11 protein-coding genes and 1 pseudogene are annotated in these 14,424 nt (G+C 70.1%); 7 read left to right on the top strand and 5 right to left on the bottom strand.

All coding sequences use genetic code 11. The features are described from left to right. Positions 1-23 precede the first annotated feature (23 nt). On the bottom strand, positions 24-1,427 hold the full coding sequence (locus ACFYM0_RS02600) for a cytochrome P450 (protein WP_388495783.1): 1,404 nt from the start codon (positions 1,425-1,427) through the stop codon (positions 24-26). A 14-nt stretch (positions 1,428-1,441) separates the two neighbouring features. Continuing rightward, positions 1,442-2,479: a lyase gene (locus tag ACFYM0_RS02595; RefSeq protein ID WP_388495782.1), complete on the bottom strand. Its 1,038-nt coding sequence runs from the start codon at positions 2,477-2,479 to the stop codon at positions 1,442-1,444. Between the two features lie 436 nt (positions 2,480-2,915). Between ACFYM0_RS02595 and ACFYM0_RS02590 the strand changes: the two genes are divergently transcribed. After that, entirely contained in the window at positions 2,916-3,386 is a 471-nt protein-coding gene (locus ACFYM0_RS02590) for a hypothetical protein (RefSeq protein ID WP_388495780.1), read from the top strand. Positions 3,387-3,437: 51 nt separating this feature from the next. Here ACFYM0_RS02590 and ACFYM0_RS02585 read toward each other — a convergent pair whose 3' ends face one another. Together ACFYM0_RS02585 and ACFYM0_RS02580 are read right to left on the bottom strand one after the other, a co-directional pair. Continuing rightward, complete coding sequence (locus tag ACFYM0_RS02585; protein ID WP_388495779.1) at positions 3,438-4,817, bottom strand: hypothetical protein; 1,380 nt, start codon at positions 4,815-4,817, stop codon at positions 3,438-3,440. 232 nt (positions 4,818-5,049) lie between these two features. Beyond that, a complete protein-coding gene (locus tag ACFYM0_RS02580; RefSeq protein WP_388495778.1) occupies positions 5,050-5,559 on the bottom strand; it encodes a hypothetical protein in 510 nt (169 codons plus the stop codon). A 352-nt stretch (positions 5,560-5,911) separates the two neighbouring features. Here ACFYM0_RS02580 and ACFYM0_RS02575 point away from each other — a divergent pair, with 352 nt between their 5' ends. From ACFYM0_RS02575 to ACFYM0_RS02560, 4 genes are all read left to right on the top strand, one after another. Next, complete coding sequence (locus ACFYM0_RS02575; protein ID WP_388495848.1) at positions 5,912-6,850, top strand: endonuclease/exonuclease/phosphatase family protein; 939 nt, start codon at positions 5,912-5,914, stop codon at positions 6,848-6,850. A 40-nt stretch (positions 6,851-6,890) separates the two neighbouring features. Then, positions 6,891-7,670, top strand: a complete 780-nt coding sequence (gene cseB / locus ACFYM0_RS02570) for a two-component system response regulator CseB (protein WP_388495776.1) — start codon at positions 6,891-6,893, stop codon at positions 7,668-7,670. A 17-nt stretch (positions 7,671-7,687) separates the two neighbouring features. Then, entirely contained in the window at positions 7,688-8,929 is a 1,242-nt protein-coding gene (locus tag ACFYM0_RS02565) for a sensor histidine kinase (protein ID WP_388495774.1), read from the top strand. 134 nt (positions 8,930-9,063) lie between these two features. Next, entirely contained in the window at positions 9,064-10,065 is a 1,002-nt protein-coding gene (locus tag ACFYM0_RS02560; RefSeq protein ID WP_388495772.1) for a D-alanyl-D-alanine carboxypeptidase family protein, read from the top strand. Positions 10,066-10,659: 594 nt separating this feature from the next. Here ACFYM0_RS02560 and ACFYM0_RS02555 read toward each other — a convergent pair. Then, positions 10,660-11,112, bottom strand: coding sequence for an SRPBCC family protein (locus ACFYM0_RS02555; RefSeq protein WP_388495770.1), 453 nt, complete (start codon positions 11,110-11,112; stop codon positions 10,660-10,662). Between ACFYM0_RS02555 and ACFYM0_RS02550 the strand changes: the two are divergent. Further along, positions 11,105-11,590: pseudogene (locus ACFYM0_RS02550) on the top strand (SpoIIE family protein phosphatase); the annotation flags it as partial. The gene ACFYM0_RS02555 and the pseudogene ACFYM0_RS02550 sit on opposite strands and share 8 nt — an antisense overlap. A 198-nt stretch (positions 11,591-11,788) precedes the next feature. Next, entirely contained in the window at positions 11,789-14,050 is a 2,262-nt protein-coding gene (locus ACFYM0_RS02545; protein ID WP_388495847.1) for a catalase, read from the top strand. The last annotated feature ends 374 nt before the right edge of the window (positions 14,051-14,424 follow it).

Genomic DNA, 14,424 nt, shown 5'->3' with positions numbered 1-14,424 from the left:
GGAGTTGATGCTGTTTCAGCACACTATTGCGGTATCTCCTCACTCGTATGAGAAGAATGTTGTACCTTCCGCGCCACGGGAATCATCGGCAGTTCGCTGGGCTGCGGGATCCCTGCGGGAAGCTCGCGCACGGTGACGCCCGGGGCGGGCTTCAGGTGCCATCGCGAGGCGACGGTTGCCACCGCGGTCAGGATCTCCGCCACGGCGAAGGAATCGCCGATGCACTTGTGCTGACCGGCCCCGAACGGGACGTAACCGTGAGTACGGGACCGCTCCTTCGCCCCCTTCTGCCAGCGGTCCGGGTCGAAGACGCCGGGGTCGGGGAAGAGCGCGGGGTCCCGGTGCAACGCGTAGGGACTGTAGGCCAGTTCCGCGCCGGCCGGGATCGAGATTCCGCCGAGTGTGAGGGGGGCCAGGGCCCTGCGGGTGAAGAGCAAGGGGGAATGCAGGCGCAGGGCTTCCTGGAAGACGTCGTGCGTGTAGGTCAGCGCGGGTATGTCTTCGGGACGCACGGGCCGGGACCCCACCACCGAGTCGACTTCGGCATGGACGCGCGCCTCCACCTCGGGGTGCCGGCCGATCTCGTGGAAGATCCAGGACAGGGTGGTCGCGGAGGTCTCGGTGCCGGCGAGCATGATGGCCATGACCTCGTCCCGCACCTGCTCGGCATCCATCGCCGAGCCCGTCTCGGAGTCCACGCCCGCCAGCAGCAAGGAGAGCAGGTCGTGGCGGTCGCCCCGGTCGGCCGGCTCCTCGGCGCGGTACTGCTCGATCACCTCGTCGGTGACCCGGCGCAGCCGGGCGGCCGCGCCGTCGAACCGCCGGTTGTACGGAATGGGCAGCCGGTCCAGCGACTTGGGCATGACCGCCCGCACGAGCATGCCCTCCAGGACGATGGGCAGCGAGCGGTGCACCTCGTCGACGGCGGGCCGGCTCAGGTCCCCCGAGAAGATCATCTCGGCGACCGAAGACATCGCGTACCCGCGCGCCTCCGTGACCATGGAGATCTCACGGCCGGCCGTCCACGACGCGGACATCACCTCCGCCTGCCGGCACATCACCTCGGCGTACTCGGTGATGTGGTTGCGATGGAAGGCGGGTTGCATCATCCGGCGCTGCTTGCGATGGAAGTCGCCGTCGGTGGTCACGATCCCGTTGCCGAACACCGGACGGAGCCTGTCGAAGATCCTTCCCCGGCCGAACTGCTGCGCCTGCTGGACCAGCACGGAGTGGACGTGCTCCGGGCTCGTCAGCACGTGGACGGGCCAGGTGCCGATGTCGAGCCGTACGATGTCGCCGTATTCCCGGAGCGACTCCAGGAACGCGATGGGCCGGCGCCACAGTTGCAGCGCGTGACCCAGGAGCGGTAACCGTCCCGGAGCGACCGGAGCATGAACCCCGGGACCGGAATGCGCTTCAGATGACATGAACTGACTCTCCGTCACGCCGCGGAGACAAGATCCGGGCGGGTGTACGCAGACTCCAGTCCGGCCGCGAACCGTTCGTCGCTGTACCGCGTGCACTCGTAACGCTGCCACAGATCGGCGCCGATCATCCAGTCCTCGTAACTGCGCACGCAGCGGGTGACCGCGTCGACCAGCGACGGTTCCGTCCCGGGGAGCGCGTTGACGGCCTGAATCAGACGTTCTTCTTCGGTCAGATACTGCTCGATGCGCTCCTGAATTCGCCCCTCGACCGCCTGGACGGCGTCGGGGAGGGAGCACCTCTCCCAGAAGGAGATGAGGGAGACGAGGTTGTTGGTGTCCCCACAGGCGTGCTCCTTCGGCAGGGAGAACACGTCGTTGCCCCATGAGATGACGTCGAGGACGCTCGCGGCGAGAGCGTGGAACTCGGGGAGGTCGTGGACGTTCTGCGGGAGGTCGATCCCGAGCCCGGCCTCCACCATGTCCATCATCGGAAGGATCTGGGAGCTGTGGCGGCGCATGAGGACGTACTCCTGGACTCCCGGGCGTGTCGCGGCTGCGCGGTTGCCCGCCTCCTGGTCCAAGGAGTGCAGCATGAGGGGGACATGGGCACGGTACCGGGCCGCGGTCCCCTCGGACATGCCGGCCAGGATCCGGTCGCACAGGTCGACGAATCCCGTCACCAACGGATTTCGGCCCGCTGCCGACCTCTCGATCCGCCCCGTTCGCAGATAGCCGGTGATCGCATCGGTGACGGGCCGCCAGGCCGCGACCTCTCCCGCCCTGATGAGGTGGTCGTGCTGGTCGTCCAGGACGAACGACCAGGCCATCCACTCGGCGAGCAAGAGGACGCGCTCGTAGGGGACGTCACCGCTCACCCGGCCGGCCAGGTGGCCCACGCCGATGCCCGAGAACTGCTCGGCCGCGGCGGTCACGAGCTCGTGTTGCAACACCCAGGAGGTCGCCTCGGTGTTCGCCCGGGCGGCCCCGGGGTGCTTGGAGTTCCCGAACGGAAGGTGGAAATCGGGGACGGAAAAAGAGCTGAGCTGGGCCATTGATCCCCCACGGAAGAATCGGATTCGTCAATACCCGCTCACTACACGACCGCGCTGTACACCCGCGACCCAAACGCCCCTCTGCTACGACATCGCCACGGCCACACCAGGTGACGGGCGGAATGAACCGGTCACGGAGTGGCGTGATCCGGCCTATCGGCGACCACATCAGGCCACCCGTGAACTCATTTACCCTCAGAACGCAGCACGCTGTCAACGTTGGGAGAGTGAACGCGGGTAATCCATCCCGGAATTGCCGAAATCGCATTCCTTTTGAATGTGCAATTGGCATAGTCGATGGCGTTCGGGGCGCCTGGGGCCAGGGGCGCCGCAGAGAAGGCGGCCGCGGCCGGCCGGGTGGCCGAAGAGCGCCGTCGGAGCGCGGGCCTCTGCCTACACTGCGCAGGGCAACGGCCGTCGGGGGAAGGGCGGAAGCATGACCGAGAATCATCCGCCGGACCCTGGAGGGCCTGGAGCGCAGGCGGATCCCGGTGGGTCGGGAGGCGGCCGGGAGGCCGACGCCCTCGGCTCCCATCTGGAGTTCTTACGGAAGCGGTTGGGCGGGGAGCAGTTCGAGGCACTCGTCCGAGCCGTCCAGACCACGTGCACGCTCCTGGCCGAGGAGCAGCAGGTCCTCCTGGGAGGACCGCAGGAGGGCGAGCTCACCCCCGACCTCCGGGGAGAGTACCTGTCCCTCATGGCAGTGATGATCACTGGACACCTCGACCACCACCTGGTCGAGTTCCGGACCTTCGACGGCGGCAAGGGCTGGGCGGTCGTGGAAAACGCCCGCACCCGTAACCGACACCCCGGCGCACCCCCGGCCGCTCGCGACGCGGCGCGACACGCGTGGACCGACGGCCGCCTCGACGGCATCGCCCGCGCGACCGACTCCCCGGCTCCCTGACGGGACCGCCGGAAGAGACGGCCTGCGGCAGGCGGGAAAGGACGGGCGTGTTCAGGCGGTCAGCCGCTGCACGGTCCTTTCGAGGGCCGAGATGATGTCGCCGGCACGCGCGGCGGAGTGCGCCGTGGCCAGTTCGACGCTGAGCCGTCCGGCGAAGCTCGTGACGATGTACGTGGAGGTGGGGGCGGCCATCTCCTCGGGATTCGCCCGCCCGGCCGGACGGAACCTCTGATCGATGATGGCCCCGCGGAAATCCTCGATCGCACAACCGGCCGGTGTGCGCAGGTCCGGGATCCTTCCCCAGTTCGTCAGCATGAGCGTGTCGTCCGCCAGCACGTACGCCGTCTCGGCATCCTCCTCGCCGGCACTCTCCGCGGCCGCGGGTTGCGAGGCGTCCTGGTCCTGCCCCGTCAGGTGGAGTTGCGACTGCTGTACGACACCGTCCTCGATGCTCGTGTTCAGTTCGTCGAGCAGTTCCTTGGCCAGTACCAGCGGGTCGGTGTGCTGGCCGACAGATCGTTTGAATCCGACCGTGCCGAAGATGTTCGTCCCGGCGAAGGCGTCCACCGGCGGGCTGATGCGGGTGCGCACGTCCACCGGATAGATGAGGGGAACGGCCACCTCGTCCACGTGGTCGGTGGCGGCTTTGACCTTGGCGTGGGCGATCATCACGGCCGCCGAGACCAGACCGTGGACCGAGACCCCGTTGGCGCGCCCGATCCGGGCCAGCGCCGAGGTCGTCCCGGCCGTGAAACGGATCCGGCCGCGGGCCGACGGGCCCCGCTCGACGGAGGTCGCCGGCTCGGCGGACGACCGCTCCTCAGCCCGCTCCTCGGCCCGCTCCTCGGCCCGGTCCGGCACCTCGGCCGGCTCGAAGAGCTCTTCCAGGCCGTTGCGGCCGAGCCGGGTGACCCCTCGGCGGGCCAGGAGCGATTCCAGGGACTCCGGAACCGGGAAGACCTCGAGCGGTGTGGGAAGCCCGGTCTCGACGATGTCGGTGTAATGGCCCCACAGCTCGGCCAGGAGCGCCACCGATGCGCTCGCGTCGGCGATGCTGTGGTCCGTCAGCAAAGTGACCGTAGAGCGGCCGGCGGCGTGGGAGACCTCCAGACCGATGAGTTCCTCGGTGTGATCCAGCTTGCGCATCGCGGGCTCCGGACTCCCCTCGCCCGTACGGACCCGGATTGCGGGTACGGTGCGGTCGGCGTCGACGACGAGCTCGATTCCCGCATGTCCGGAGCGGATGTGTCCGGTGAAGACGGGATGGGTTCGACACGAGGCCGCGAAGGCCTTCGACAGCGCGAACGCGTCCAAGGGGCCCGTCACCGTGACCGCGTACGAAACGGTCTCCGTGGGCTCCACGTGTGCGGTCTCGGTCGGTGCCAGCACCCGACCCGCGATGACCGCCGGGACCTCATCGCTCATCGCCATCCGCCGTTCCCACTCGAAGACACATCCATGGAAGATCAGCCTAAACCGCGTAATAAGCGGGCATTAACGAGCATTTTATCTTTCTCATACGACGACGATGCGTCGACGGGAGCGTGCGCACTGGCGGCGGACCTATGGCGAGCATCCCGGCATGTACGGAGAGGAGCCGTACCCGCCCGACTTCTCGGTCGCGGCGCTTCGTCCGCGTGCTGCCGGATGCCGCTACGTGGCGTCAATGTCCGGCGAGGGCCTTGACCAATGCGACCGCCGTCCCGATCGCCGCGTCGATCGCGCCGGCGATCAGCGCGAACAGCGTCCCGCCGCCCATGCGGATCCCGCCGTAGCACCCCCACGCGAACAGAGTGGCGACGTTGACCCCGGCTGCCGTGAGCAGAGCCGTGTCCAGACCCATCGCCCCCAGTGCCGAGACGCCGATCAGAACGAGCGGCCCGACCGCGGACAGCAACAGCGGGCTGCTGACGAAGAGCATCGCGCGCAGTTCCCGCCCCCGCGCGAGAGCACCGTGCATCACGCGATGGGCCTGCTGGTCCGCGACCAGCGCGGCCAGCCACAATCCCGCCGAGGCGGTCGTGACCGTCGCCACGGCTCCGAGGACGTCCACATGGCCGCTGCCCGCGAGCCCGATGACGACGGAGATCATGGTGATCGTCGCGTAGAGCCGCTCCTTGAGCTGCGCGGCGGCCGTCTCGGTGCTCACGGCGTCCAGCGCGTCTTCCTTCACGAAACCCACCGTAAGGCGCAGCCGTAGCGGGCACCCGGAACAACACCGGCCCCCGCCGGGCGAATCGGTTCGGGCCTTTCCCGCTCGCCGAGGACCGAGGCGGCAGGGCGCGATCGCCGCCGCGACGGCGATCGTTTGACCGATACCCAGCTGAAACACAGCTGTGGGGCGCTCGAAGCGGTCCCCTGACGAACCGGAAGTGCGCCTCTTCGAGGCTGTGCCGGTACCCGATCCGCGGTGTACGCGACATCGGAAGGCAGCTGCCGTGCTGAGCACCCCGTACCGTTCCGAGGCCACCGAGAAAGAGGGGCCCGCCGACCCGCCTCCTCAGGCGTGCCCGTCTCGCTCCGGCATCCGCACCGGCCGCATCCGTACCGGCGGCGGGCGCGGTCGGTTGATCGCCGCCGCCGCGCTCTGCTGCGCCCTGCTGATGGCGCTGCACGCGTGGATCCCGAACGGGGTCGGCAACCTCGGCAGCCTGTTCCAGACCTTCCTGCCCTGGGCCGGGCTGAGCGTCCCGGTGCTGCTGGCACTGGCGGCGGTGCGACGCTCGCGGCTCGCGGCCGTCGCCGTCCTGGCCCCCGCGGTCGTCTGGGTCTCCCTCTTCGGCGGGATGCTCACCGACGGGCGTGCCGACGGCGGGGACTTCACCGTGGTCAGCCACAACGTGGACGAGGACAACCCCGATCCGGCGCGGACCGCGCGAGCGCTCGCCGCGTCGGGCGCGGACGTGCTGGCGCTGGAGGAGATGTCCTCGAAGGCCACGCCCGTCTACGAGCGCGAGCTGGCCGCCGGCTATCCGCACCACTCCGAAAGCCTCGGCGTCAGGCTGTGGAGCAAGCACCCGCTGAACGACGTGCAAGCGGTGCCGATCATGCCCTGGACCCGTGCCGTTCGGGCCATCGTCGACACCCCGGGCGGGCCCGTCGCGGTCTACGCCGCCCACCTCGCTTCGGTACGGGTGACCCCCGACGCCGGTTTCACCACCGCGCGCCGCAACGAAGCCGCCGGGAAGCTGGCCGCGGCCGTACGGGCGGAGCCGCTGCCCCGGGTCGTCGTAATGGGCGACTTCAACGGGACGGCCGAGGACTCGGCACTGAGGCCGGTGACCGCACCGCTCCGCTCGGCGCAGCGGGAGGCGGGGTCCGGCTTCGGCTTCACCTGGCCCGCCTCGTTCCCGGTGGTCCGCATCGACCAGATCCTGGTGAAGGGGGTGAGCCCGGTCTCCTCGTGGACCCTGCCGGACACCGGCAGCGACCACCTGCCCGTCGCGGCCTCCCTGCGGCTGTGACCGGGCCGCGCGGGCCACTGACTACGATGGCCGGAGAAATATGTCCGTTAATGAACAAGTAGGTGGCGTGTCGGAAACCCGGGTCCCCGACCCCGTCAGCGTCCTCGTCGTCGAGGACGACGCCACCATCCGCCGCGCCGTGCAGCTGTCCCTGGAGCGGTACGGCTACCAGGTCGCGGTGGCGGCGGACGGACTCGGCGGCCTGGAGTCGTTCCGGGCCGGCGCGCACGACCTGCTGATCCTGGACGTGATGCTGCCCGAACTCGACGGCATCGGCCTGTGCCGGCGAATCCGCGAGGAGAGCCTGGTCCCGGTCCTGATGATGTCCGCACGCGGTGACGCCCTCGACGTGGTCGCCGGGCTGGAGGCGGGCGCCGACGACTACGTCGTCAAACCCGTCGACACCTCCGTCCTCGTCGCCCGCATCCGTACGCTGCTGCGCCGCGCGACCTTCCGGCCGACCGAGCCGGGGACGAGTGCGGCCGAGTCCGTCGAGCCGGCGGTCACCTCCCCGGACGCCGGGGCGGCCCCCGGCGTACTGGCCTTCGGCGACCTGACCGTGAACACCCTGGGCCTGGAGGTGCACCGGGGTGGGCGGCCCGTCCCGCTGACCCCCACCGAACTGCGCCTGCTGCTGGAATTCGCCGCGGCTCCCGGCGCCGTGCTGGACCGCCGCCGGCTGCTGCGCGACGTCTGGGACTACGGCTGGGAGGGAGACACCCGGGTCGTGGACCTGTGCGTGCTGCGGCTGCGCAAGAAGATCGGCGCCGGCCGGATCGAGACCGTCCGCGGCTTCGGCTACAAACTCGTCCGCGACTGAGGGGCCCGGCCGGAAACATGGCACTGCTCAACCCGCGCGCCCTGCGGTGGAAGATCGCCGCGCTGACCGCGGCCGCCTGCTGCGCGGTGGCCTCGGTGATCGGCGTACTCGTCCACCAGGCGATGGCCCAACGCGGCGACCGGACCGGACACGAACGCCTCGCCGCACGGCTGACCGCTGCCGAGCGCGAGTACACCCGTACGGGCAGCGCGCCGCTCGACGTCGAGGTTCTCGCGCCGGAGCGGCTCGACGCGCCACTCGCGCGGGCACTGGCCGCCAAGGACCCGGCCAGTCTGTACGCGACCTGGTACGACCGCAAACCCCCCAACTGGTACTGGCTGTGGGCGGCCATGCCCGTCGAGGGCGGCCGGGTGCTCGTCTTCCGGACGGACATGAGCTCCGAGGTGCGCGGCCTGCAGCTCCTGGACCGCAGCATCGTCAAGGCCGTGCTCGCCGCCCTCCTGGTCGTCGTCCCGCTCGCGGCCCTGGCCACCGAGCCCATGAACCGCAGGCTGCGCCGCGGCTCCCGTACCGCCCGGGCGATCGCCGACGGCGACCTGGACGCCCGGATCGGCCCGGCCGGCCGGGCCCGTGACGAGATCACCGAGATGTCGGCGGCCGTGGACGAGATGGCCGCGGCCCTGCAGCGCAAACTGGAGGGCGAGCGCCGCTTCACCGCGGACGTCGCGCACGAACTGCGCACCCCGCTGATGGGGCTGTCCACCGCCGCCGGGCTCCTCCCGGAAGACGACGAGGCGGCCGAGCTCGTCCGCGACCGGGCCCGGGCCCTGAACGGGCTGGTCGAGGACCTCCTGGAGATCTCCCGGCTCGACGCCGGCGCCGAACGGGCACGGACCGACGCGGTGCCGCTGGGTGAGCTGGTCACCGACGTCGTGCGCCGGACCGGGACGCGGACGCACGTCGAGGCCGGGGACGCCGGGGTGGTGGAGACCGACCCGCGCCGGGTGGAACGGATCGTGGTCAACCTCGTCACGAACGCCCACCGGCACGGGACGGCCCCCGTCGAAGTCACCGTCGAGGGCGCGCGGATCGTCGTACGGGACCACGGGCCCGGCTTCCCCGCCGCGCTGCTCTCGGAAGGCCCGCAGCGCTTCCGCACGGGAACCGCCGAACGGGGGCGCGGGCACGGACTCGGGCTGACCATCGCACTCGGGCAGGCGGAGGTCCTCGGGGCCAGGCTGGCCTTCGCGAACGCCCCGGACGGGGGCGCGGTGGCCACCCTCGACCTGGACGTCTGAACCTCGGACCGGCCTGAAACGGAACCGCAACACGACCTCCCGGCGGCGGAAACAGGGTCGCACCGGTCCGGAAGTACGGCCCCTCGAAGGTGATTCGGGTGCGGGATCCGCACCCGTCTTCCTGGAGGTTCCCCATGTCCGCCGACCATCACCGCCGCTCCCCTTCCGGCTTCCGCAGGTCCGTCCTCGTCCCGCTGTCCGCCGCTCTCGTCATGGCGACCGGTACGGGCGCCTGGTACGCCTTCGGTGGCGACGGGCTCCGGAGTCCGGGCGCCTCCCCGGACAGCGACAGCCCGGCTGTCGCTTCCCTGGCCCGGTCGCTGGACCTGCCCTGGCCGGCGGAGGGCCAGGCGAGCGCGGAGGTCGAGGGCATCGGCAGTCTCGGCACCAAGGGCGATCAGATACCGGTGCCCATCGCCAGCATCACCAAGGTCATGACCGCCTACGTCATCCTCACCGGCCACCCGCTGTCCGGCGACGGCCAGGGCGAGGAGGTGACCGCAGACCAGCAGGCTGCCGACGAGTCCTTCTCCACTGCGGAGTCGACCGCACCCGTGGTGGCCGGACGCCGGTACACCCAACGCCAGCTCCTGGAGCTCATGATGCTGCCCTCCGGAAACAACGTCGCCAGACTGCTGGCCCGTTGGGACTCCGGCGATCAGGAGCGGTTCACCTCGAAGATGAACAAGGCCGCCGCCGCACTCGGAATGGACCGCACGACATACACCGGTGCCTCCGGCTTCGAATCCAGCACGAAGAGCACCGCCGCCGACCAGATGAAACTGGCCCACGCCGTCATGAAGAACGAGGCCTTCCGCAAGATCGTGGCCACACCCGCCGTCACCGCCCCCGGCTCCGGCACACCGATCCGCAACAGCAACAAACTGCTCGGCAAGGACGGCGTCATCGGCCTGAAGACCGGCTCCTCCACCCCGGCGGGCGGCAACCTCATGTGGGCCGCCACCCAGGAGGTCGCCGGCGTCCCCCGCCTCATCCTGGGAGTCGTCCTCCACCAGCAGGCCGACACCAACCCCACCGCCGGCATGGCCGCCGCCTTCGAAGCCAGCCACACCCTGATCACAGCCATCCGCGCCACCCTCCCGCACGCCCTCGCCGCCCAGGACTCGAAGAGCTGACCGGCTCCGCCACAGCGCCCGGCCGCACGCCAACGAGTCCACGACCGCGCCATGTCGAGGCGGGCGGTGCGCGCGAGGGCGGCCGCGCGAACGAGGAGTGATCCAGGCCGTCTCCAGGCGGGGGAGGCAGCTCCGCGATGTGCTCCCGCACGCCGTGGTCCGCGTGGTGGGTGCCGATCCGCCGGTAGGTAGCTTCCCGGCCTCGTCGCCCGACTGCCCCCAGGCGTTGTGCCCACACCCCACGTCCCCGCAGACACCTGGAAGTGGTTCACATCGCCTCCACCGCAGCTGACCCGAAGGCTCCGTCCGGCATCAGACGGATCGTCGCCGCCAGTCTCATCGGACCACCATCGAGTGGTACCACAACTCATCCGACCAGAGCTACCACCTGCGGCTTTTCGCTGCACAGCACCTCTGAACCAGCACCAAACCAGCACCTGGGGTCAGCCATCGGTGATCGCGGCGCGGTGGGGCGCCCCGGTCGTACTGCCGGTCACCACGGTCGTGGACGTACGCGACGCACAGATCTCGAACATCGAGGCGCCGCCGCGTACACGCACCATCCCATGCGGGCCGGAGCCGATCACCGCGAAGTCAGGCGTGCCCGGTCCTGGCCTGATCCTGTTCCACGACCGTGGCCAGGCGGGCCAGCATTCCCCGGTGCCGGAGCTGAAGCAGGGCTTCGACCGCGGAATTGTGGAGGGCGCCTCCCAGGCCGCGCAACGGGTGCTCGTCGCAGATGACGAGGGTCTCCTCGCCCCATGGCCGCAGTTGGAGGAAGATCCGCGCAGTCCCGAGGGCCTTGAACGAGGCTTCCAGCTCAAGCTCCCGCCCGGGCACCAAGTGGCGTACGGTCGTCACCCCATCGGTCGACCACGGGCCCAGCCTCACGGTGTAGCGAAGCCGGGAGCCGATCTCAGGCCAGGCCTGATCGAGTGGTGTCGACTCGGACGGCCCCACCACCCACTCCCCGTACCGGGTCGCATCGGCGAGCACGGTCCACACCGCGTGCGGGGGACGCCGAATCAGCTGATGCCGGATGGCCATGGAAGGAGTCCTCCCTCTATCGGAGGCGGAGTCGTCTCCACGGTTATGGTGCGGGTGCGCGCGTGACCTCGCATCTCACCCGTGCCGGCGTTGTCGGGACATCACCGGCAAGGTCCGAAGGCAGAGGCTCCGTGGCTGTCGGTGGCCCGGAGAGCAGATGGCGGCGCGGGGCCGGGAAACCGGAGCGGACCCGGGCACCCCACAGCGACGGGCCTTCCGGCTGGCCGGTCTGTCGGCAGCCGGGCACTCGGCCGCGTCCGTCCACCGAACCGAGTACCGACGTCAGCTGCCTCCGGGCGCGACCCTGCTGCTCTACACCGACGGACCCATCGAGCGCCGCGGTCACGACATCGGCGCAACCATCGCGCAACTCGCCGCCCTGCCCGTCCGCCATCGGGACCAGCCGCTGCCCGAACTGCTGCACCGGATCGGCAACCTGCTCGCCGACCCGGGCCCCGGAGACGACGCCGTCATGCTCGCCCTGCGCATTCCCGTACGGAGACCGGGTCGGGTCGTCACAAGCCGACGCCTGGCCCCCGCTTTAGCCGATACGGGCGTACCCGGAGTGCCGAAGGCGGGCAGAGGCGGAAGGGTTGCGCCGGGGCTTGAGGGCGGCCGGCCAGTTGGGGCGGCGAATCCCGCGGGCCGCGGAATCCGGCAAGAGGAGACACCAGGAATGGTCCAGAAGAAGGCGACGAAGGCCGCGGCCAAAGACAAGCCCGGAAAGCGGAGCAAGCCCGACGGTGTCCCCAGCAGGCCCGCACAGAAGCCGCCGAAGGCGACCGAGTCGCCCCGGCCGCGGGGGCCTCTGCCCCTAAAACCTGACCAGGGCGGCCCGGGCACGCTCGGCCCGACCGGTCAGCCCACAGGCGCGCCCCCGACGGCGGTGGCGCAGGGCGGGGCCTACTTGACGACCGGGCAGGGGGCCCGGCTCTACGACAGTGACCATTCGCTGAAGGCCGGTGCGCGGGGACCGATTCTGCTCCAGGACCACCATCTGCGGGAGAAGATCACCCACTTCGACCACGAACGCATCCCCGAGCGGGTGGTCCACGCCCGGGGGGCTGGCGCCCACGGGGTCTTCCAGGGCTACGGCACCTCGGCAAAGGTCACCAAGGCGGCGTTCCTGGCGAAGGGCGTCGAGACACCGGTGTTCGTCAGGTTCTCCACCGTCCTCGGGTCACGGGGCTCGGCCGACACGGTGCGTGACACGCGCGGGTTCGCCACGAAGTTCTACACCGGCGAGGGAACCTTCGACCTGGTCGGCAACAACATCCCCGTGTTCTTCATCCAGGACGCCCTCAAGTTCCCCGACGTCATCCACGCCGGGAAGCCCCACCCCGACCGGGAGATTCCCCAAGCTCAGAGCGCCCACGACACGTTCTGGGACTTCGTCTCCCTGCACACCGAGGCCACGCACCACACCCTCTGGAACATGTCCGACCGGGCCATCCCGCGGTCCTTCCGGATGATGGAGGGATTCGGCATCCACACCTTCTGCCTGGTCAACGCCAAGGGCGCGACCACACTGGTGAAGTTCCACTGGAAACCGAAGCTCGGCACCCACTCGCTGGTCTGGGAGGAAGCCCAGGTCACGAACGGGATGGACCCCGACTTCCACCGCAGAGATCTAGCCGACGCGATCGAGGCGGGCGCCTTCCCCCAGTGGGAGCTCGGCATCCAGACGTTCCCCGACACCCCGGAGCAGACCTTCGAGGGGATCGACCTCCTCGACCCCACCAAGATCGTGCCCGAGGAGCTCGCTCCCGTTCAGCCCATCGGACTGATGACGCTGACGGCCAACCCGGCCAACTACTTCGCCGAGACCGAGCAGGTCGCCTTCCACCCCGGCCATCTCGTACCCGGCATCGACGTCACCGATGATCCCCTGCTGGCGGGACGGCTCTTCTCCTACCTCGACACGCAGATCAGCCGCCTCGGCGGCCCGAACTTCGGTCAGATCCCGATCAACCGGCCACACGCCCCCGTCAACGACATGCTCCGCGACGGCATGCACCAGAGCGCCGTCCACACCGGCGTCGCCCCGTACCGGCCCAACAGCCTCGACGCCGGCTGCCCGTTCCTCGCGGGAGCCGACACGGGCGCCTTCATCGAAGCACCCCGCGCACTCCCCGCCACGCGGAAGATCCGCGAAGCCCCCGCCTCGTTCGCAGACCACTTCACCCAGCCCCGCCTCTTCTGGCTCAGCATGACTGCGGTCGAGCGCGAACACATCATCGCCGCCTACACCTTCGAACTGAGCAAGTGCCTCGACCAGACCGTCAAGGAGCGCGTCCTTGCCGTTCTCGCCAACATTGACCCGCAGCTCTGCGAGGAAGTGGCCACCGGACTCGGGCTCCCCGTCCCGGCCGCTACGGTGCCGCTCGCGGATCCCGACCCCAGCCCCGCCCTGTCCCAGCTCGGTCGCACCTGGCCGGTGGAGAGTCGGATCATCGGCATCGTCGCCGACCGCGACTCCGACCTGAGGGGCGTGCGGAGAGTGCGGGACGCCGTGCTGAAGGCCGGAATGGTTCCCCTCGTCATCGCCCCCACCGGCGGTGCACTGGGACCCGCGAAGAATCCGGTGGCGGTCCAGCGGACCTTCACCACCGCCCGTTCCATCGAGTTCGACGCCCTCCTGTTCGCCGGAACACCCCAGACGGCCGACGACGCCCGCGGCGGCGCACGCGACGCCAAAGCCGGTGCACCCGAGCCCGGCAGCCCGGACCCCCGGGTCCTGTTGCTGCTGGCCGAGGCCTACCGCCACGGCAAGGCCATCGGCGGCTGGAACGACTTCTCCCGAATCCTCGAAGCCGTCGGCATCCAGGATGACGAACCGGGCATCGCCTTCACCGCCACCGCCGGCGCAGCCCTCAAAGCCATCACGCAAGCCCTGGCAGAGCACCGCGCCTGGAGCAGGTTCCCCACCAGCGTCTGATCGTCCAACGAGGGGGCTTGGATCGCCCGCCCAGCGAGGGGCGCCGCCCGGCATCCGGGAAGACCGCCGCTTCCACTGCGCTCTGCGGCTCTCGTGCGGGCCGGAGCCGGAAGGTTCGGCCTGCACGGGCGCGGGCAACGCGGACGGCCCTGACGTTCGAGGCGTCAGGGCCGTCCGTCGCGGCCGGCGGCCACGGGGATGGCGACCAGGCGCCGATGATGCCGAGCAGAGCGCCACCGATCAGGACGGCCAGGACGGTGACCAGAGGGTGGACGGCTACGGCGAATTTCATGGCCCGGGGCACGACGAGTCCTACCGCTTCCGGATCATTGAAGCCGAACGGAGGAACCGCTGATGGACGACCCGTCACTCCC

The organism is Streptomyces sp. NPDC006487 (genome assembly GCF_042870555.1).
Classification (GTDB): domain Bacteria; phylum Actinomycetota; class Actinomycetes; order Streptomycetales; family Streptomycetaceae; genus Streptomyces.
The sequence above is the reverse complement of the archived record's forward strand: the minus strand, read 5'-3'. Positions and strand labels throughout refer to the sequence as shown.